Origin of the sequence: Chitinophaga sp. LS1 (assembly GCF_034274695.1) — a bacterium.
In the GTDB taxonomy this organism is placed as follows: Bacteria; Bacteroidota; Bacteroidia; order Chitinophagales; family Chitinophagaceae; genus Chitinophaga.
In genome coordinates, this window is the sequence record NZ_CP128362.1 from 4,194,839 (window position 1) to 4,215,879 (window position 21,041).

Here is a 21,041-nt window from a genome sequence, read left to right on the forward strand (position 1 = left end):
AACAGCCGGAGAATTAAGACAGGCAAGGTTCAATTATTAAACCATGATGGTGATCAGGGTTTTCTAACTAATTAGAATAGAGATATATAGATATCTTCAATCATTATGTTTTATTACGGAGTCATTAATTTGTTATATTAGGGAATGGCCCAACAATTGTTTATTTCATTATTTCTCTAAATGAGGCGCTGGCCGGAAAGAGGTCCGGCGTTATTGGGTATATTGTGCTATTAGCATGTTTTCAAAAATAAAATAACGTCATGAGAATCGTTTAAAACGATACATGGCTCCGTCAGGTACCCAAATAAAAAAGAGCCTGTATCTTTTCTTTTAAGTACCCCTAAAAGTGTCTGAAATTGTGGGTGCACTTCTTCTTATGATACAGGCTCTTTTAAATATTATTCTACTTCCATTTTTACACTCGTCTTCGCATTACAATCCATATCCATCTTCATTCCATTTATCTCCATATCAATCTTATACTTCGTATCTGCATCAGACTTATCCATCATCTTCTTGTCTATATCAAAAATCATCACACCTGTTCCACTACCAGTACCTGTGATCTTGTAAGGCGTATCTGTCATACTCATATCCATAGCAATATCCTGCTTCAGATCAAATATCGCTTTACTCCCTTTGATCTCCTTCAGCGTATACTTCGCATGCACTTTCATCTTCACCTGCATCTGTGCAATAGGCATTACCAGCGGTGTCTCCTGGTCAAAAGAATCTCCGATCTTCAATTCATTTTCAGGAAATTTGATTGCCGCCTGTATATTGTTGACGATGGTTTTCAAATTGGCTCTCATACCTTCATCCAGATTACCAATGATCGTATCTACCTTGATTTTGCCATCCCCTTCGGTTGTACCTTTTATCACTGCATCTGAAAACGGGTTGGTTTCCTGTGTATTTTCCTGTCCGCCAATATTGGTGGTAACGCTCATTTTATCATAGGTGATCGTCACAGGGATCTTCTTATCTGCCTGCGTGGCACCGGTTTTGGTGGTCATAAACATACCCTGGTTCATCGTCATGGTCATTGGGCTTTTCATGCCGCTGGCACTTAATTGTTCCATCATCGCTGAATCTCCGCTCATGTTCATGACCATGTTCATCTGGTTATTCATTTCGGTTTTGTAAACCTTATTAGGCGACAGTGAACCATTTAGCAAAACCTTTTTCTGAGCATTGGTACATTGCGTAAATGCGCTCAGCAGGAGTAACATGTACAATCGATAGTGTCTCATTTCTCAATTAGCTTTTTAATATTTATAGGGATGTCTATAAAGGTGCTGATAACAGGACTCGAACCTGTGTCCACCCGAATAAGGGCCGGGCGCTCTGCCGCTGAGCTATACCAACTAATTTTTCAATATTTTTCCCGAAAACCATTTCCTGCCAGCATGGGCTACATCTTCGGGGCGTAGTCTTAGTAGTAAGGAGTTGTACATAAAATCAATATCGGGCATCCTCAAAAATAATAAAAAAGAAGATGTATCAATAAAAAAATAGCCCCCAAAAAGCATATAGCTTTTTGGGGGCATATTACCTTTTGAAGATATTATTGTTTAATGATCTTCGTCGTACTCACTTCTTTTGTTCCATTCTTCACTCTTATTATATACACACCTGGAGTTAATGTAGAAATATCCAGCTGTAAATTTGCCGCATTCACTTCACGACGCATTACCTGACGGCCGTTTATATCAAACAGGCTTACTTCTGATTTCCCTTTCACACCAGCAAGGTTAATGTTCACCACACTATTGGCAGGATTTGGATATACCTGCACCTTGTCCTGATCGCTGGTAAGGTCAACGGAACGGGTGGCAGTACCCAATGCTACCCGCAGGGTGTAACAGGTAGTTGCGCTATTCGCACCATTGTAACCATATACCTGTACATAGTAAGTACCTGCACTGACTGTACGACTGATGCTTTCACTCGTCGTACCGGATGCCTGTGAAACATTCAGCTGTGTACCTGAGCTGTTATACAGTTTCAGGTCATAATCACCAGGCAATGTACCCAAAGTAATGGTAATTGTACCACTGGTAGTGATCACGAATTTATAATAATCCACGTCTCCACTTGGGCTGATCAGACCAGTGACATCTGTATTAAATGGAATGGTAGCAGCACCTGAGGTCGTGCCATTGGTAGAATTATCCAATGTATTAGCACAACCTGAAGCTGTGAGGGTCGTAAATTGTGCTGCAATATATGAACCGCTGCCACTTGTACAATTGGTTCTTACTCTCCAGTCATACAGGGAAGCCGCTGTTAAGCCACTTAAGGTAACAGAAGTAGCAGTAGTGGCAGTCGCCGCACTTGTCCAGGTAGAAGACGAATTCAGTTTATAGTCTACGCTATAACTTGTTGCACCACTTGCAGCCGTCCAGCTTACAGTAGCTCCGGTAGATGTAACAGAAGCACTTGTCAGCGCGGTAGGCACATTACAGCTATCAGTAGAGATGGTGGTAAACTGTGCAGCAGTATACGTACTGGTATCGCTGGTGCAGGTGGTTCTTACTCTGTAGTCATAAGTAGTACCCTGGGTCAAACCGGTCAGGCTTACAGAAGTAGCAGTTGTAGCAGTCGCTGCACTGATCCATGTACTGGATGAGGTAGCTTTGTAATCTACTTTGTAAGATGCCGCACCGCTTACAGCTGTCCATCCTACGGTAGCGGATGTAGTTGTCACGGAAGAGGAAGTTAACCCTGTTGGTGCAGCGCAACCCGTACCGGCAGTGATAGTGAAGTTGGTATTAGAAATATCAAAGAAGATATTGCCAACAGCTTCTACCTTTATTCTGGCAGTAGTGGTGGGGGTATTGGGAATCGTTACCACCTCACTACCATCGTTCGGCGTACTTGCAACCAGTGTGCTGAAGGTCGTACCACCATCGGTAGAGAGGGAGATCTTTACATTGGCTGTGCTCACTGGTGATGCGGTGGTGCTGGCTACATTCCAGGTGATGGTCTGGGATGAATTGCCTGCCCATGATACAGCGGTATTAGGCGCCGTTACTGCAAACGGACCTGATGTATTCGAAACGGTTACCGTTACATCCGCATAATTCGTTTGACCGACAGACACCGGTGAAGTCGAACTATAAGGTGCATTATCCCTTACAGTTAACCGGAAATGCAAAGTCCTTGACACAGAACTCAGTGCTTCCGTATTCGCACTTGCATCGCCACCGGTCAATGGTCCGGATACTAAACTACCTGCCAGGATAGTGGCCAGTTTTGGGAAGTACCTGGTAGGAGTAGTAGTGGGTGCAAAGGATATCCAGTTAGGACCAGATGCTTTACTCGCACTGGCTACGCTGCTGCTGCCTGTTTGTGAAGACGAGGCATTGTCAGTCTGTTCCCAGCAATAAGTGAGCACATCGCTGGCATTGGCATCGGTAGCAGAACCCGTCAGTGCAAATGGGGTACTGATTGGGATGGTATAACTACTACCTCCACTTACTACAGGAGTTGCGTTATTGGCAGAGATACTGGTAGTGGTTGGACAGGTCTTACTGCTAAGATTTGTCTGAATTTGTCCAATAGAAACGGCATGGAAGATATCAATTGAGTGTGGTGCCAGGTCATAGCTGGTAATACCAGCATAACCCATAATAGTAATACCGGAACCGGGTTCCACATTGACGCCGGTGCCTTCATTACCATAAGAGAAAGTATGGTTGGCACCCAGCTGGTGGCCTACTTCATGTGCTACATAATCGATATCGAAGTTATCGCCCTGTGGAATAGCGTCGGCAGGAGAGGTGAAGCCACTCCCTTTTGAAGCATCGACACAGATACAACCAATACAACCGGCATTACCACCACCACCGGATGCACCAAACAGGTGACCGATGTCATAATTGGCAGCGCCGATTACAGAGGTGAGGGTACTTTGTAACTCACTGTTCCAGGATCCGGAGGCGCCTGTGCTGGCGTTGGAATACGGATCGGTAGAGGAGTTGTAATAAAATACATTGGTCGTGGTCGAGACCAGGTTCAGGTGGAGCGCGAGGTCTTTTTCATACACGCCATTACAACGTGTCAGTGTGGCATTGACAGCGGCGAGCACCAATGCAACCTGGCTGGAACTGGTAGCACCGAAATAATTGGAGTATTCAGCGGTCACGGATTGAGCCAGGCGTAATGTTTTCAGGTCACCGGTAGAGCGGGCGGCAACGTTATTACTCAGGTCAGTAACCAGTTTTTGCTCAGGCGTTCCGCATTTCCAGGGTAATGCCTTTGGTTGCTTTTTAAACACGGAGTAGACAGTGTGATCGGAAGAATAGGGTTCGATAAATTCAGTTTCTTTTTCCACACGGAATACAGTCGTTTGTATTCCCTGTGGGGAGATGCTCAGCTTTAAGATAGCGGATTTGTCGGTGATACCTTTTCCTGAAAATGCCCTGATATCAGGAAATTTCGCTTGCAGGGCAGGTTCGAAATTGGAAGCTTCAACGATTTCGAATTGTTCAATCTGGCCGTCTGCATTGGGCAGGGAGATGATGGTTCCATGGGTGGCAGTATTGCCGACAGCTCTGAATGCCTCGGTTCGTAGGGGTGTCAGATCCAGGTCGAATAGTTTGTATTCGGCTGGAAATGCGAGGCGGGATACGGATTTGTCGGGGGTAATTCTGGCACCGTCGGTGTGGGGTCTCCAGTAGTTTTGGGCAAAAGATAGGGTACTGCATAGTAATGCAGTGACGAATAGTAGAACTTGTCTCATGCGTAGGGTTTTTTGGTCAATAATTTGCTCTATATATGAATGTAGTGCAATTCGCTGCAGCCTCGGGTGTATTGGCGGTTTGAATATGGCTGTTTTTTGAGGGGGAATTTTATTTTGGTGTATGGAGTTTTTTGTGGGGGCGGTTTTGCGGAGAGAGGTGGGTGTGGTTGGTGAGTTTTGCGAAGGAAGTTTTACGAGGTTTGCGCAGAGAGTTTTACGGATTTAGCGCAGCTCATTTTGCGAAAGGTGAGTATAAATTGCGAAGGAGGATGTATGAATTGATATTATTTGCAAAGAAAGGAGCATTCATAGCAAAGGAAGATGAATTAATTATTTCACCTTCCCACTTTTCAGCGCATCTTTATAAAACTCTTCCACCTTTGTTCTTGCCCACGGTGTTTTGCGAAGAAACCTGAGAGAAGATTGAACCGAAGGATTACTAATAAAGCAGTTGATCCTGATCTGGTACCCCAACTCATCCCACCCATAAGCATCTACCAGTTGGGTAAGCAATTTCTCAAGCGTAATGCCGTGTAGAGGATCTTTTGATTCCATTTCATATTGTTTGTGCCGCAAATATACAGCACATTATTTTTTATATCTTTGCATCATATCTAATTTTATCGCTATGGCCAACCCATATATCTCCCTGCTGCGCACTGCCTGGCATTACGCACGAAAGGAGAGGAGGAGATATGTACTGGTGTATGCCATGTTTACAGTTTCTGCTATTATTTACGCATTATACCCAATGCTGCTGGGATGGTTTATCAATAAGATCCAACAGGATACTCAGCAGGTATTACACTTCGCTTTCCTTTACGCCGCCAGTTATTTCGGCCTAAAAGTACTGGAATGGTGCTTCCACGGCCCTGCCCGTGTAATGGAACGGGACCTTGCTTTTAACCTGAGCCGTAACTTCCTCCATACCCGATATCACCAGGTACTGCACCTGCCCGTAAAATGGCACCAGGATCACCATAGTGGCGCCACCATCAATCGTATCCGTAAGGCATACGAAGCCCTGAAGACCTTCTTCGATCATGGCTTTATGTATTTAAGAGCTATTGGGAAACTGATCTTTTCTGTCATTGCCATCGTTTATTTCTCGCCATTATTTGGTACCATCGGTGTTGTGCTCGGTGCCATCACCATCTGGGTGATCTTTAAATTTGACAAGCCTTTTATTCGTACACTGGATGAGGTGAATGAAAGAGAGCATGTGGTCTCTTCGACCCTGTTCGATAGTCTTTCCAATATCATGACAGTAATTACCCTGCGTTTGGAAAAGAGCATGGAAACTGGCTTATTATCAAAAGTAGCCCTGATACTACCTCCATTTAAAAAGAACGTCCGGATCAATGAATGGAAATGGTTTGTAGCTGATATGTTGATCACCCTTATTTATTGTGTAATAGCGGTAGGATACATATTGCAAAACTGGAAACAGGGAACGGTATTTTATGTAGCTGGCCTCGTTACGCTACTGGGATATGTGAACCAATTCACCAGCGTGTTCTACGATTTTGCCTGGCAGTATACAGATATTACACAGTACAATACCTCTGTACAAACGGCCGCCAATATTGATAGCGCATTCAAACAACAACACCGCCCTGATGCACATACAGACCTGCCGCACACCTGGCAGGAGATTCAGATAAGAGACCTGAGCTTTTCTCACAGAGAAAAATACGATGCCGAACATGGACCACAAAGTCTGCATGGCCTGAACCTCCGTATACCCCGTGGTAAACGGATAGCACTGATAGGAGAAAGTGGCAGTGGTAAAAGTACGCTCTTATCCTTATTGAGAGGACTATATGAGCCGCGCCCGGGTATGCAACTGACAGTAGATGGAATGGCATACGACATGGATACGCTCAATGAAACAGTGACCCTCTTTCCACAGGAGCCTGAGATCTTTGAGAATACCATTGCTTACAATGTGACCCTGGGGCTGCCTTTCAGCGAAGCTGATATACATGCAGTATGTGAAAACGCACATTTTACAGATGTGATCAGCCAGCTGCCTATGGGCCTGGAATCGGATATCCGTGAAAAAGGGGTGAACCTATCCGGTGGACAAAAACAACGACTGGCGCTGGCCAGAGGTATACTCGCGGCACGTGAAAGTGAAGTGGTATTGCTGGATGAACCTACCAGTAGTGTAGATCCTAAGACGGAAGTCATGATTTACAATAAGCTGTTTGCGGCATTTGCAGATAAGGCTGTGATCTCTTCTATTCATCGCCTGCACCTGCTGCCACAATTTGACTATGTGTATGTGTTGCACCAGGGGCGTATTGTGGATGAAGGGACATTTGAACATCTTCGGAATAATAGTCCGATCTTTCAGGAGTTATGGAAACACCAGAAGGATACGATGGGGAAGCATTTTCAGTAAATTGAAAGAATGGTCTGCTATTGGTGCTTCGTTCCGTTGTGAGGAGTAGTAAGTTCTTTGAGTCTTCAATGGTAACATGCGGGAAGTCTTCACTTATTTTATTGCAAGCGTCTGGCTACTAAAGGGTCTGCTATGTAAAGTACTGAACCTTGTGGCTGGGTATGAAAAAATTTGGGTTCTTACTTTTTTTCTCCTTCTCCTTTTTTCTCTTCTTTTTCTTTATCTGAGTCTTCCTGGGGAGGATGTAAAATATCCAGCAGGTTAAATACATCTTCTGATTTAAGGCCAAGATTTATCATTTCCCCTATCATCTGACGCTTTACAATTGCAAGGCTTTTGGGATCTTCACTAAGTCCATCTTTTGTGTTTTCCAGTAAAGTAAAGAAGTAAGCAAGGTTCGTAGTATCCTTGTGTTCAGCATCCTCTCCTTCTTCCAAAAGGTCTAACAGCGGAACTATTTTTTCCTGTTCCAGCTTTTCGCTTTTTGTTTCCTGTTTATCGATGATTTGTTGTTGTATCCTAACCCATTCGTACAATTCAATCATTAGCGCGACGTGCAATTCCCATTCATGAGCAAAAGTGACATTCATTTGCGGTAAACTTTGTTCCAGATTTTCAGTTTTTTCGTCCTCATCTTTACTTATAATCTTCATAAATGGATATTTGTTAACGCGTAAACTAATATCCATTGAGATCATTTTTAGATAATCACCATTTTCTCTGGCGGTTTTTAATAGATTGGGAGCATCTCCAATGTTGTCTAGATAATAAGCGTTATGTTTACCTCCTTCTACATAGATGGCACCTCTTGTACTCCCCAGTACATTCAGTGATTTTTCATCTTTCTGGCTATCGTCCAGAATTATCTTGCAGGTGATTACTTCAAACGATTGCTGACCCGCATTTACCGTTGGTAGGAATGGTGCAGGGTTTACTCATTGAATAAATTTAGGATTGGGAGTAAATATATTGTAATAATTGTATTGGCATGCTGAAAATATAACTATTATGTGAGCAGGAACTTCTTCATGGAAGACAGATTCAGCCATTCATAGATGATTTAATCTTAAGGCAATATTACTTCGAAAATCTAATGAATTGCCTTCAATCATTCGGAATGCTCCCAATACAACATTCAGCTATTTGCCATAATTATAAAGCATTGCTTGAGATGGACGATACCGTTGCACTGGAAGCACTAAAACTGGCCAACAATATACTGGGCGATCCGGAAATAAAGCCCGGCTATGATCTTGCATTACAAGATCATCTGAATTTGATACGGTCATCGCTGAATTATTATGCTATTCTTAATATTCCTGATTTTACCGAAGTGCAGGATGAAATTTATGATGGACGCTTTTATGAAGTGATGCGATTTCAGCCACCGGAGGATCATGTAGAGGCATTGGCATATGTGGCAGCGGCGTATGAGGTACTGTCAGATCTGGAAAAAAAGGAAAAGTATGATGCTGAATTAAGAATAAGAGTGGGTTATCATTAATAAATGAAAATCCGGATCTATCCGGTAGCCGAATGAAGAGCGTGTATCTTATTTGATACACGCTCTTATTGTTATACATTACCTATAAATGGTGCAGTCCTGTAGTATGTTTGATCATCCAGCTGTCTCACCAGAAAGTTTCCCAGGCTGGTCGCACTGATCTTACCGGAGGGACAATCAGTGAGACTAACGGTCACGCCGGTATTATCATCAGTCAGTTCAATTAACGGCAGCCGGACCATTGTCCAGTTCAGCTGACTATTTTGCAATAATTCGTATTCAGTTTGTTTATCGCTGGTGGTGGCGGGGTAATGTTGATACATCCAATCTGTAGCCTGTGTTACCCATGGACTTTTTTCATCATTTGGGGTATTTACACTTAATCCGGTAGTCACAATATAACGTTGAATATGTGTCTGCATCACATTAGCAGTGGCTGCGCTGAATATGGGCAGGTCATTGCCCCGTTGTCCGATGGTGCTGATAAGGGCATCGGCTCCTGCTACGAGTGTTTTGACTGCTGTTAGATCTCTGGCATCTCCCTGAATTAATGTGATTCGCGGGTCGTTTATAGCGTGGTTGCGGACTAGCAATCGCACGGCGAAGTTTTGTTGAAGGAGAGCTTTTACGAGGTATTGGCCGGATTTACCGGTACCACCGATAACGGCGATAGTGGTATGTGGTTGCATGTTGATTTTTTGATAAAGGAATGTCAGCCTACTGGAGCAGTAAGCAAAAATGGCCGGAGCGGCCCAGATGGAATATGATCAACAGATGCGTTTAATAAGGTGAAGGTAAGGGGAAATACAATATAACATAACTATACTTCCATAAGGTCACTATAAGGGCATTAAAAGGGCACCTCAATATCGATTTGATATTGAAGTGACCTTTTAATGATATATTAGTATTGATATAGTGATAAAGATTCACTATATTAGCATAACTATATTTATTATTGATTTTATAACCTCAAAACTGTTTGTTATGGCTCTTGTAAAAGACAACATACTCCTCCAATGCATCCGAGGCTCCCTCGGTGATCAACTCACGATTTACGAAAGGAACGGGCAGATTATTATTGCCAAAAAGCGCGGTCCGTCGAAGAATAAGCCGACAATAAAGCAGCTGGAAGCCAGGTATAAGATGAAGATAGCGGCGGCTTATGCCCTGGCGATCCTGGAAGATCCCGACCTGAAGGCTTATTATAAGTCGCTGGCAGGGCCTGGGCAGAATGCTTATAATATGGCGGTGAAGGATGCTTATAAGTCTCCGGAAGTGCAGAATATCCGGTTTGAAGAAGAGACTGTGGTAGTGACTGCGAAGGATGAATTTAGGGTAGCAGCGGTGGAAATACGGGTGGTGGATGCTGATGGTGTGATAGTGGATAGAGGAGCCGCTGTTTTAGGCAGGAATGGCGTGGATTGGTATTATAAGGTAGCGAGTCAGCCACCGGGTGGTAAGATAATAGTGGTGGCGGTGGATTTGCCGGGGAATGAAACGGTCAGGGAAGTGAGATTGGAGTAAATGAGGGAAACATTTGTCCCTGTAATCTTAGAAAACAGAAACAAATGTTTGTGGAGGCTATCTACGTGAATGCTTATGTTGAATTAGACAGTGCTGTCTGAGTGAATGCTTGTGCATTTGACAGTTGTCTGAGTGAATATTTGTGTCGAATCAGAAAGTCATCTTCGTTAACTCTTTACCGCCGCTGCCGTCCCTTCCGGAGCTGCTTCCAGATTCGTGACCAGATTCACATGTTGTATATTTTTCTCCTTAAAAGTATCCAGTACTCTCCTTACTACCGGATAAGGTGTTTCATTATCCGCCTTGATACAATATTTCAATTGCTTGATATTACTGGTCTGAGCGGCCCTGCCGTATTCAATCCAGGTTACTAATTCATTATTGGTTGAATCAGTTGGAATCCCTTTTTCAAGCGGTGATTTTTTCCTGTCATTAGATTTTAAAGAAAGGTATTCTTTCAGATGGTTAAGATCTGTTCCTACTGATGCCCCCATTGTAAAGTTAATGATCTGCGCATCTGATAATCCCAGTTTAAACTGATCATTGATATCCTGAATTAACTTTTGCCGTTGGCCCTGACCCTGCATGTCGAAAAATACACGTCCGTTTTTATCGATACTAATTAAAATGACATCCGCATCAGGTAAGAGTGATGTATTTATAGAAGAAGGTGTAACGATTGCAACAGGTTCATCCGGTTTAAAGGTGGTCGTCATAATAAAGAAATTCAGGAGAAGGAACACCACGTCACACATCGCTGTCATATCAACTGATGTAGACTTCCTTGCTAATTTAGCTCTGGCCATAACATTGCTTTTTTCTACTGCAAGTTGCAATTTGCAGTGGTGTTAACAAATGGCCATATTGCTCCAGTATATGTCTATTTCACTCCTTGGAAGAATTAATCAGACACCAGGTTTCTATATTCACTGGGACTGATGCCGGTGGTTCTTTTAAAGAATTTACTAAAGAAGAACTGGTCACTGAATGCTAACCTTTCTGCGATTTTACTGATGGGGTCAGAGAGGTCGCTTAACATAAATTTGGCTTCTACAATGACCATTTGTGTAATGACTTCGCTGGTTGATTTACCAAAAATCTCTTTCACACATTTAGTGAGATATTTGGGAGTGACGTTTAATCTTTCAGCATAGAATTCAACATTCCTTCTTTTTTTAAAGTTAGATGTCAGCTCTGCATAGAATTTCTTTACCAGTACTTCTTTACTGTTTAACTGAATTTGTTGGGCAGCTATTTTATCATGCAATACTGAGGCAACTTCGAAAAATAATACTCTGAATAGATTAAGGAGCAGTTCACTGATAAAAGGGTGTTCTTTGGGCAATTTATTTTTGATGGCGAGAAGGTCCATAATGGCTTTAATACTGCGGACTTCCATCTGGCTGAGACCGTGTACGGGTATATGTTGTCTTGTGTAAATACCAAATCCATCCATGTATTTTTTATTCAACGCAGTTTCTGCCAAAAGCGTTGCGCTAAAATCAGCGGCTATGAAAGTGCATTTGCGCATGTCGCTTAAGAACTCAAAAATCATATTGGGGTTGCAGATGATGAGGGAATTAGCAGGAATGTCGTATTCAACAAGATTTAAGCGCATTTTCAATTTTCCACTTGTGACAAGGATAATTGTATAATGGTCTAAAAGAAATGGAATGGATATTTCCGGCTCTATTACAAGTTCGCCGTTGTTGAAAATATTGAATTCTTTGCCATGTTTAGTGCCGGCAGCAACCATGATTTCCTGTATGGTGAGTAGCCTTACTGATGTGCTTTTTTTCATGTTGCGTTAATTCCAATTGTTTGATGTCTCCATATGGCAATTAAGAGAAATCAGTTCTGTTAGATGTGATAATTTAGTCCACTTAATATAGGTGTCCCATGTATCTCCATTCCACGGGCCGAATCTGCCGCTTGCAGTATAGTATATCGTCATGTTCCTATCAGTTCAATATCTTCCTGAAATCCCAATGCCAAAAAGATAACTAAATGACTATTTGGAAGATAGTAGTGTATTCCTTAAGTGATTTTGCCATTGTGATAAGGGATGTGAAGCGTAATATTAAGCATTTTCTCTTTTAATCTATATGAGCAAGGATATTTACAAGCTTCTCAAAAGGGGCACGTACGTAAAAGCGGCGTACGCCCCATAGTTCATTCACGATTCCATATTTAATGACCAAACCAGCTTCCTGCATTTTTGTATAAGCTTCATCTACGATATCTACTCCTATTGATAAATCAGCTACAGCCGTGTTTGAACCTCCCTGTGCGGCTATGCTTAATTGGAGTTTCATTTCTGTAGGGGTACCGTATGTGACGATCCAGCCCATATCCATTATTACATCCGGGCTGGAAATGTCATGGTAGAAGTGTGTAGCGGCCGGGACATTATATAAGGGATTTTACTTCGGAATATTATTATTTGGATGGGAATGTCAGCAAGAAGCAGCATATAGGACGAATGTAAGGTTTACATTGAATGAGGCCGCAGCTGTAGGGGGGATTTTTTGGATGTGAATAATTCATTGACTTACCGTTTTTTGTTTGAATATATAGTGAAGAAGGGGTAAGTTGAGATAAAGAGTAAAGCAGGAGGGCTTTTGCTTGGCGCTAGGTGCGCGAACTAAATATTTAGTAAATAAGGTTGGTCATTCGAGGTGTAATCGTTTTTTCTAAAAAATTGCATAAAGTAATCATTTTACTGTAAATTTAGCCAAATATAATCGTTTTACCGTAAAAGATGCTTAAAATAATCGTTTTACAGTGCTAAGTATTCTTTTACCATAAACATAACTATATGGTCTCAAGCCCTGCCGGCAATCAATGGTTGAAGGAAAAGTTTAATATATCTGGGTATATATTGACCCATTGTTCCTACATTGGAAATAATGATTCAATAGAAATTACCAATAAAGGAAATATTGAGCAGGTGTATAACCGAAAGTATGCTCCCCATGAAGACACTCCAATGTCTCATTTGGAATTTTCATTAAAATATGATGATTTGAATCTTCCTTTTTTGAGAAAGGTGTTTGATAATATTGTCATAGAAGATATAGAAAGGTTTATTGAGTTATCTCCATCGAGCAAATATTCCAAAAGAATAGGTTTCTTATTTGAATTTTTAACTGGTAAACAATTAGCGATCAGGAAACCCATTAGTGGGAATTATGTGGATTTATTAGAGGATGATAGATATGTCACCGGAAATATAGTAAAGAATACGCGGTGGCGGATTAATAATAATCTTTTAGGAACGACTTCTTATTGCCCTATAATAAGAAAAACTAATAAGCTAAAGGAGTTATTGACGCAAGACATCAATGCAAAGATTGAACAGTTAAAAATTGATTTCTCGCCATCAGTTTTTCACAGAGCTATTAATTACTTATATAATAAGGAAACAAGATCTTCTTATGAAATAGAAAAGGAGCAACCAACTCCCGATAGAATGGAAAAGTTTGTGGCCTTACTAACACAAGCCGGAACAGAGGATACCGAAGTAATGCTTGATGAGCGCAGATTGACACAGCTGCAGAACGCTATTATTGATAATAGATTTGCAGCCGAAGGATTTAGAGATTTTCAGAACTATATCGGACAGTCCTTACCGGGATACCTGGATTTGATCCACTACATATGTCCACCACCAATTTTTGTTCAGTCTCTGATGGCAGGGCTTATGGATGTTTCTAACAAGACTAGTGGAATATCATCTGAAATCAGGGCTGCTGTCATTTCATTTGGTTTTGTTTTTATTCATCCATTTGAAGATGGGAATGGAAGGATACATCGATTTTTAATTCATGATGTATTAGTGCATGATAACGTTGTTCCTAAGGGACTCATTATACCAGTGTCAGCTCATATGTTAAATAATATAAGAGGTTATGATGGTATACTTGAGCGTTATTCTAAACCATTAATGCAGATTATTAAATACACTAAAACCCAGGAAGGCGGGATTAAAGTCCTGAATTCAGAAGACGTGGAAGCTTACTACCGGTTCCCCGATTTAACAGAACAGAGCATTTATTTGGCAGAAACAATTCATGCGACTTTGAAAGAAGATATGCCCGAAGAATTATTGTTTATACAACGGTATGATGAAGTAAAGCGGGCACTTCAGGATATTGTAGATATGCCAGATCGGAATATAAACATGATGATTTTGTTTTTACATCAGAACAAAGGAATATTCCCGAAGCGTAGGAGGGAACAATTTTCTAAATTGACTGATCAGGAAATAGAAAAGATGGAAATTGAATATCGTAAGATATTTGAGTTAGAATAGCTTCTTCAAAATTAATATTTACTGGTTGCGACCTATCAAACAAAATGTAAAAGTTAATAATTTTATAAGCCTACCCTATATCAAGTGACTAAAAAATTGCTTAGCCAGCGGCACCCAATATTCTATCTGTCTGGACAAAACGTATCAAAAGACAGCTGACCAGGTACCCAGATAAATGTCTGGAAGGGGAATTGAGGATTGATGAAGAGTCGGATTATGCGTATCATGTTGAAGAAAAAGAACACCAGTTCCTAAAGATAGATGCACAGTTTTATAGGAAGAATGAAATATGGCGGCATAAGATATTGAAATTTCAGAGTGGGAAGGTAGTGGAGACGGAATTGGTGACGAAGAATTTTGCGAGGGTGACTTATACGTCGGAGAGTTATGCGGAGGGGTGAATGATGGGATTCAGATTGTTAGAATAACCTCATAAGGCAAAGCTGGAATCTAAATTTAACTTGTTGAAAAGTTACTAATTATAAACCCTGCTCGATTAGTAGGGTTCGTTTTTTATTCACTTCCCCAAATTATAATGTTTATAATATTAAACAAAAACGCTAATTTTGTCAATAATATTAAACATTATGAAGGAATCCTCCCCCTTGTTACCACGAGCTCGCCGAGTGATGGAGCAAATGGGACAGAACATTCATCTGGCACGAAGAAGGCGAAAAATAAGCGCTCAACAAGTAGCTGATAGGGCCGGACTGAGCCGGGCTACTCTATGGCAAATTGAAAAAGGATCACCTTCTGTAACGATCGGCAATTACTTTATGGTTTTGTTCGTATTAGGCTTAGAGAACGATTTCCTTAAACTTGCTGAAGATGATCAGCTTGGCAGGAAGTTACAGGATGCCGGGTTGGTAACTCCCCAAAGAGCTCCTAAACGAAATACAAAGTAAACAGGAGATAATGCAAAATGAAAAGACAATATATGTATACGCAGATTGGGAAGGGCTGAATGGAGCGCCATTACTTATGGGCACTTTAAATAGTGTACATAATAAGGGTAAAGAAATTTTTTCTTTCGAATATGAACAAAAATGGCTTGCATCTGGCAATGGTCAGGTGTTAGACCCCGATCTTCAATTTTATGCAGGACGTCAGTATGGTGGTGGCGAGAAACTAAATTTCGGTTTATTTCTCGATTCTTCACCAGACAGATGGGGCCGGGTATTAATGAAAAGACGTGAAGCTATCATAGCAAGGAAAGAGAATCGTAAGCAAGCAACTTTGTTCGAATCCGACTATTTATTAGGTGTATACGATGAACATCGCATAGGTGCATTACGGTTTAAATTAAACCCTGATGGTGGTTTTGTTAGTGGGGAACAAGAATTAGCGGCACCGCCCTGGACGTCATTGCGAGAACTTGAAAAAGCTAGTCTTCAATTAGAACAAGATGACTTTGATGATGACGAAGCATTAAAATGGTTGAATATGCTGATGGCGCCAGGATCCTCACTGGGAGGTGCACGCCCTAAAGCAAGTGTAAAAGATCCTAATGGCCAATTATGGATTGCTAAATTTCCAAGTGGTGGTGATATAGTTGACATTGGTGGGTGGGAAGCTGTCGCAATGGAAATAGCTATGAATGCAGGGATAAAAGTGGCACCATGTAAAGCTCAGAAATTTTCCAATAAGTATCATACTTTTTTAAGTCAACGCTTTGATCGCAATCCGAATGGTGAAAGAATTCATTTTGCATCAGCTATGACCATGCTTGGTTATACTGATGGTGCGGACTATACTACTGGTGTAAGTTATCTGGAATTGGCAGAGTTTCTTATAAGAAATGGCGCAAATGTAAACGAAGATCTTGAAGAGCTTTGGCGTAGAATTGTATTGAATGTTTGTATGAAAAATACAGATGATCATTTGCGCAATCATGGCTTCCTCCTAACGAAACAAGGGTGGATTCTTTCTCCGGTATATGACGTGAACCCATTTCCGGATGGAACTGGCCTGACGCTGAATATTTCAGATGACGATAATTCTTTGGACCTGGATTTAGTACGATCAGTGATTACATATTTTCGGGTATCCAATCATAAGGCTGAAGCAATAATTGAGCAGGTATTAAATGCAGTTTGTAATTGGCGAAGAATTGCGGTGAAAATAGGGTTGCCTAAGCGGGAACAGGATTTGATGGAAAGAGCATTTACTGACCAGTTTTAAATCCAATTTCTAATCCTTAGGCATTCATTATACGCCGTCTGCTTAAAAAATAATAGTTCTGAAATAGCCCCCACGAGCTGGCACAGGAGCGTAAGCTTTAATACTGTAAAGCCCCCGAAAATTCCGGAAGCTTTACAATACTTTTTTATTTTGATGGTGGTCTCACCTGTGTGCCCCATGTAGAAGGTTGATCTCCCATTTCCAGTACCAGTTCTCCTCCATTTACAATATCCTGGTGCTCTATCCATGATTTGTCATAACCCTGCCCATTCAGTTTTACCGACCTGATATAGCTATTCTTTTTTGAAAGATGATGTGCGATGATGGCAAAATCCTTTCCATTTTCCTGATGAATTACCGTCTTACTAAAATACGGTGCATTGATCAGATAATAAGACTGTCCTGCATTTGGGAAGAGCCCCATCATATGGAAATCCAGCCAGGAAGACATCGCGCCGGAATCATCATTACCGGGTAAACCAGCAGCAGATGTATTATAACTGCTGTCTATAATGTGATGTATTCTTATAGAGCTCAGATCCGGTCTGCCTATCCAGTGATATAGATTGGGGGTGAGGAAGGAGGGTTCATTGGATACGTTGTAGTACTTGTTGTTAAAGAAGATATCCAGTCTTTTTCTGAATGCTTCTTCTCCGCCACTTTTGCTGATCAGCGTTTTCACATCGTGTGGTACATACAAAGAATATTCCCATGAGCTGGCCTCATAAAAAAATGCACACCACCAACATACACACAGCGGATAATCTACTGCCAGCGGATTGTATTCCATCTTTTTGACAGGCGCATTCAGTACATTACAGTCAATGGTGTCTACCCATCTTCCATCGGAATTTCGGGGGAGTATAAACCCGGTAGCACCATTGTTCTCATAAGGTCTCCATAAGTTCTGCCAGTTATCAGATTGTTTCAGAAAACGGTTGTACAGTCTATCCTGTTGCAGCCCTTTTGCCACGGTGGCGATACAATAGTCGTTGTATGCATATTCCACTGTACGTGTGCCTGCTCTTACAAAGCGTGTAGATACATAGCCCAGGGTATTATAATCCGTCAGTCCACCACGTCCTTCTTTTTCTTCAATTCCTCCCGGGGGTACGTCGGCGTTTTTCAGCATTGCCTGCAGTCCCTGGTTGTAGTCAATGCCCTGAAGTCCTTTTACATAAGCATCGGCTATCAGCACATCGGCATTGGAACCTCCCTGTGTACGGCCATTGTAATTGCCACTGCGTGCGTCAGGCATATAGCCATCACGATGGTAGATGTTGAGGAGGGAATTGACAATGCTGACTTCCCGTGAAGGCGTAATGAGGGTGAGTAATGGATTGGAAGAACGGAAGGTGTCCCATATGGCATAGAAATCGTCATAATAAGGCTCATTAGAGATCCATAAAGGATTTTCTCCGGTTCTGTCCACAGGCATCAGCATGGTATGATACAGGCCGGTATAAAACATAATGCGCTGTTCCTGTGTAGCGGTTTGATCGATCTCTACTTTGTTGAGTAGTTTCTCCCATTTTTGCTGGTTGGCTGCCAGTACTTTGTTAAACTGCCAGTCAGGAATTTCCTGATCCAGGTTATAGCGTGCTTTCTCTGTGCTGATGTAAGAGATACCAATCTTTACCTGTATCGTATCTCCGGCTGTGCCATCAAAATAGGCGATAGCGCCGGTCTTTTCGCCGGAGTCAAACTGGGTGTTTTTCCCGGGATATAATTGTTTGTTTTTCCAGGTGGAGAAGGTATTGAAAGGATGGTCGAATATCAGGGCAAAATAAACTGTATAGGCAGTACCATTATTCCATCCTCCCCTGATGCGGGTGTAGCCCCTTATCTCGTTATTGCCCGTTACTGTCACTTCAGCGCCTACGAACTGCTGTGCTTCGCGTGCATCGGGATTGGGGGTAGACGGTTCACCGAGGAAAAAACCGGCATCCAGTTTTATGGCTTTCTTTCCTTTTTTGTTGAATACAAAACGATAGAAGGACGCTCTGTCGGCGGTGGTCAGTTCTGCTTTGATCTTCCACTTTTCCAGTAGTATGCTGTAATAGCCTGCTTGGGCGATCTCTTCACCCCTGGGGGATTCCTGATAGATGGAATCAAAATCGCCGGAGAAAGGCATAATCTGAATGTTCCCGTATTTTGGTCCGCCACCGGTACCGCTTACATGGGTCTGGCTAAAGCCTAAGAGGGGGGCTTTCTTATCCGCAATATATCCGCTGTTGCTATGGCCTTTACAATCCGGGCCTGGTTTTACCATGCCAAAAGGGGTAGATGGGCCTACAAAGATATGCCCATCTCCACCGGAGCCGATGAAAGGATCTACGGAGGTATATAAGGGGGATTGTGCTGCTGTATATTGAAAAAATACAGAGACCACTGCCAATGATAGAATAATCCGTTTCATAACGTATTTGTTTTGTCTGACGACCAATGTCGTTTACAAGATAGGACGGTCTTTTGTTTTTTTCATCAGGGAGGGGGATAAATTTGCCAGCTTGCTCCAGGTATTGGTATCAATTTCCCGGATTAACCATATAAACGTTACAATTAAATCCCGCAATTTCCCTTTCCTACCAAAATCCACTCCCGGACTGACGAGAAACATAGTTATTGCCAATAATTACCCTTACGTTAGTGACTAACTAACATTAAAGAACTATGAAATTATTCTATTATTTCGCCCTCTCCACGTTATGTTTTACTGCCTGCACAAGCACTCAGAGTAAGAAACTTGTTAATAAAGAGGGACTTGTCATCACAGACAAGCTTTTAGGGACTACTTCCTTATGTAGTATCAGCGAAGTAATTAAAACACTAGCTCCTGCGAAGGTAGATACTACCAATACGGATTATGAGAAGGGGAAATGGTATTATGTAAAGGCTATATTGAAAGATAGCTCTTACCTGCTGATGGAAACTTCAGATATCAATGGAGGTAAGGTGCAGCGGTTGTCAACAAATTCAGCTAAAGTGACTACAGCATCAGGATATGGCGCTGGTACCACGATAGGGGAGCTGTTTGACAAGAATGAGGATGTGGCTGTGACAAAAGAGTGGAGTAAGATATTTTTCAAGATCAAGAAGGATAATGTGTCTTTGCAGGCAGATGAAAGGTTTTTCCAGGATTTACCTGCTGAACTGAATTTTGATGTGTTTAAGAAATATCGGCAGGTACCGTTGACATTGTTGGTGGTAACGCCGGTGTGTCAGTAAGGGCTTTGAGTATAAAGGGATATTAACAGTATTAAACAATAACGCCGGAGATTCAATCTCCGGCGTTGGTATAGCTTGCCTGTTCCCTTGTACTCTTTGATATGCAGGCGTTTTTTTGCCTGATCTAGCTCCCATACAAAAGGTCTTTTATCTTCGTCGTGAGTTCCAGTGTGTCAGCAGCGCCAAAAACATTATTGAGATATTTAGCTGCAAAATCAGATGTGTTGCGCACAACATCTGAGCTAAATTCTGACATTGGTGTAGGTCCAATTTTTCCGCTCTTCCTGAATCCGTATCCGTTCAGTAAGTATAAACCCACAGTGATCAGTATGGGTATTATTATCAAATCCTTTGTAAGCTTAAGGAGGTTTCTTTTATTGAGGCGCTCATGAATTGAAGAAAATTCTAATCTACCTCACTTTTTCTTATTCGCCCTCGTTACAAGATTTTGTTCAATATATTGCTTGTATATATTCTCTTTCAAATTCCGTGCAATAGGGATTTTATATGAACCCACTTCCAGCTGGTTGCCCTCTATCGCTTCAATATATGCTATATTGACAATGTATGACCGGTGTATTGATACAAACTGTCCCTGCGGTAAGTTATCTTCCATCATCCTTAATGTGCAGTACACTATTTCTTTAGAATTGTGGGTATATATCATTATATAATTCTCCTTACCTTCTATAAACAGTATATCTTTCAGCAATACTTTTTTTGTTTTTTTATCCGTTTTGATAAAGATATGATCAGTTGCCGTCTGCGTCTTTACAAGTTGATCATGTAGTCTGTTCACGGATTTGAGGAAGCGGTTGAAGGAAACTGGTTTTAATAAGTAATCAAATACTTCAAGTTCATACCCTTGCAATGCGTATTGTTCATAAGCAGATACAATGATGATTTTAGGAGGATGGGTTATAGTTGAAAGATATTCTATGCCGGAAAGCTCTGGCATTTCAATATCTAAAAAAACAACATCTGGTTGATTGTTTTTGAGAATAGTATTCAGCTCAAAAGGTGATTCGCACTCTGCCTGTAAAGAGAGGAAAGGTACTTTCTCTATATAGCTTTTCAAACCCTTGCGTGCTACTGGTTCATCGTCTGTAATGATACATTTTATTTCCATGTC

Annotated in this window: 19 protein-coding genes and 1 tRNA gene; 8 read left to right on the forward strand and 12 right to left on the reverse strand. The window is 41.6% G+C overall.

Going from position 1 to position 21,041, the window contains the following annotated elements; genetic code table 11:
- Positions 1-398: 398 nt before the first annotated feature.
- The 4 genes from QQL36_RS17375 to QQL36_RS17390 all read right to left on the reverse strand — a co-directional run bounded on the left by QQL36_RS17375 (position 399) and on the right by QQL36_RS17390 (position 5,302).
- Positions 399-1,253, reverse strand: a complete 855-nt coding sequence (locus tag QQL36_RS17375; protein ID WP_321570439.1) for a hypothetical protein — start codon at positions 1,251-1,253, stop codon at positions 399-401.
- Positions 1,254-1,296: 43 nt separating this feature from the next.
- A tRNA-Lys gene (locus QQL36_RS17380) sits at positions 1,297-1,368 on the reverse strand.
- Between the two features lie 199 nt (positions 1,369-1,567).
- On the reverse strand, positions 1,568-4,747 hold the full coding sequence (locus QQL36_RS17385; protein ID WP_321570440.1) for a reprolysin-like metallopeptidase: 3,180 nt from the start codon (positions 4,745-4,747) through the stop codon (positions 1,568-1,570).
- A 330-nt stretch (positions 4,748-5,077) separates the two neighbouring features.
- Positions 5,078-5,302 carry a VF530 family DNA-binding protein gene (locus tag QQL36_RS17390; RefSeq protein WP_083726547.1) on the reverse strand — a complete coding sequence of 75 codons (225 nt, stop codon included), beginning with the start codon at positions 5,300-5,302 and terminating at the stop codon, positions 5,078-5,080.
- Between the two features lie 73 nt (positions 5,303-5,375).
- On the opposite strand from QQL36_RS17390, the gene QQL36_RS17395 reads away from it, so the two are divergent.
- On the forward strand, positions 5,376-7,154 hold the full coding sequence (locus tag QQL36_RS17395; RefSeq protein ID WP_321570441.1) for an ABC transporter ATP-binding protein: 1,779 nt from the start codon (positions 5,376-5,378) through the stop codon (positions 7,152-7,154).
- Between the two features lie 179 nt (positions 7,155-7,333).
- Here the strand turns inward: QQL36_RS17395 and QQL36_RS17400 are convergent, their stop codons facing one another.
- Complete coding sequence (locus tag QQL36_RS17400) at positions 7,334-7,843, reverse strand: hypothetical protein (protein WP_321570442.1); 510 nt, start codon at positions 7,841-7,843, stop codon at positions 7,334-7,336.
- Between the two features lie 428 nt (positions 7,844-8,271).
- Here QQL36_RS17400 and QQL36_RS17405 point away from each other — a divergent pair, with 428 nt between their 5' ends.
- On the forward strand, positions 8,272-8,658 hold the full coding sequence (locus QQL36_RS17405; RefSeq protein ID WP_321570443.1) for a hypothetical protein: 387 nt from the start codon (positions 8,272-8,274) through the stop codon (positions 8,656-8,658).
- A 71-nt stretch (positions 8,659-8,729) separates the two neighbouring features.
- On the opposite strand, the gene QQL36_RS17410 is transcribed toward QQL36_RS17405, so the two are convergent.
- Positions 8,730-9,347 (reverse strand): NAD(P)-dependent oxidoreductase, encoded by a 618-nt coding sequence (locus QQL36_RS17410; RefSeq protein WP_321570444.1) that lies wholly within the window; start codon positions 9,345-9,347, stop codon positions 8,730-8,732.
- Positions 9,348-9,645: 298 nt separating this feature from the next.
- Between QQL36_RS17410 and QQL36_RS17415 the strand changes: the two genes are divergently transcribed.
- Positions 9,646-10,185 (forward strand): hypothetical protein, encoded by a 540-nt coding sequence (locus QQL36_RS17415; protein ID WP_083726565.1) that lies wholly within the window; start codon positions 9,646-9,648, stop codon positions 10,183-10,185.
- Between the two features lie 167 nt (positions 10,186-10,352).
- Here QQL36_RS17415 and QQL36_RS17420 read toward each other — a convergent pair whose 3' ends face one another.
- The 3 genes from QQL36_RS17420 to QQL36_RS17430 all read right to left on the reverse strand — a co-directional run bounded on the left by QQL36_RS17420 (position 10,353) and on the right by QQL36_RS17430 (position 12,500).
- The gene (locus tag QQL36_RS17420; RefSeq protein WP_083726608.1) at positions 10,353-10,991 is read right to left on the reverse strand and encodes an ExbD/TolR family protein; all 639 of its coding nucleotides are present in this window, start codon (positions 10,989-10,991) and stop codon (positions 10,353-10,355) included.
- A gap of 95 nt (positions 10,992-11,086) precedes the next feature.
- Complete coding sequence (locus QQL36_RS17425; protein ID WP_321570445.1) at positions 11,087-11,986, reverse strand: helix-turn-helix transcriptional regulator; 900 nt, start codon at positions 11,984-11,986, stop codon at positions 11,087-11,089.
- Between the two features lie 295 nt (positions 11,987-12,281).
- Positions 12,282-12,500, reverse strand: a complete 219-nt coding sequence (locus QQL36_RS17430) for a hypothetical protein (RefSeq protein ID WP_321570446.1) — start codon at positions 12,498-12,500, stop codon at positions 12,282-12,284.
- A gap of 503 nt (positions 12,501-13,003) precedes the next feature.
- Here QQL36_RS17430 and QQL36_RS17435 point away from each other — a divergent pair.
- The 4 genes from QQL36_RS17435 to QQL36_RS17450 all read left to right on the forward strand — a co-directional run bounded on the left by QQL36_RS17435 (position 13,004) and on the right by QQL36_RS17450 (position 16,681).
- Positions 13,004-14,500, forward strand: a complete 1,497-nt coding sequence (locus QQL36_RS17435) for a Fic family protein (RefSeq protein WP_321570447.1) — start codon at positions 13,004-13,006, stop codon at positions 14,498-14,500.
- A 191-nt stretch (positions 14,501-14,691) separates the two neighbouring features.
- Positions 14,692-14,901, forward strand: a complete 210-nt coding sequence (locus QQL36_RS17440) for a hypothetical protein (RefSeq protein ID WP_321570448.1) — start codon at positions 14,692-14,694, stop codon at positions 14,899-14,901.
- 186 nt (positions 14,902-15,087) lie between these two features.
- The gene (locus QQL36_RS17445; protein ID WP_083726571.1) at positions 15,088-15,405 is read left to right on the forward strand and encodes a helix-turn-helix domain-containing protein; all 318 of its coding nucleotides are present in this window, start codon (positions 15,088-15,090) and stop codon (positions 15,403-15,405) included.
- 10 nt (positions 15,406-15,415) lie between these two features.
- Positions 15,416-16,681: a type II toxin-antitoxin system HipA family toxin gene (locus tag QQL36_RS17450; RefSeq protein ID WP_083726573.1), complete on the forward strand. Its 1,266-nt coding sequence runs from the start codon at positions 15,416-15,418 to the stop codon at positions 16,679-16,681.
- Positions 16,682-16,826: 145 nt separating this feature from the next.
- On the opposite strand, the gene QQL36_RS17455 is transcribed toward QQL36_RS17450, so the two are convergent.
- The gene (locus tag QQL36_RS17455; RefSeq protein ID WP_321570449.1) at positions 16,827-19,100 is read right to left on the reverse strand and encodes a GH92 family glycosyl hydrolase; all 2,274 of its coding nucleotides are present in this window, start codon (positions 19,098-19,100) and stop codon (positions 16,827-16,829) included.
- A 254-nt stretch (positions 19,101-19,354) separates the two neighbouring features.
- Between QQL36_RS17455 and QQL36_RS17460 the strand changes: the two genes are divergently transcribed.
- On the forward strand, positions 19,355-19,909 hold the full coding sequence (locus QQL36_RS17460) for a hypothetical protein (RefSeq protein WP_083726576.1): 555 nt from the start codon (positions 19,355-19,357) through the stop codon (positions 19,907-19,909).
- 124 nt (positions 19,910-20,033) lie between these two features.
- Here QQL36_RS17460 and QQL36_RS17465 read toward each other — a convergent pair whose 3' ends face one another.
- Positions 20,034-20,165, reverse strand: coding sequence for a hypothetical protein (locus QQL36_RS17465; protein ID WP_321570450.1), 132 nt, complete (start codon positions 20,163-20,165; stop codon positions 20,034-20,036).
- A 159-nt stretch (positions 20,166-20,324) separates the two neighbouring features.
- Positions 20,325-21,038 carry a LytTR family DNA-binding domain-containing protein gene (locus tag QQL36_RS17470; RefSeq protein WP_321570451.1) on the reverse strand — a complete coding sequence of 238 codons (714 nt, stop codon included), beginning with the start codon at positions 21,036-21,038 and terminating at the stop codon, positions 20,325-20,327.
- Between the last annotated feature and the right edge of the window lie 3 nt (positions 21,039-21,041).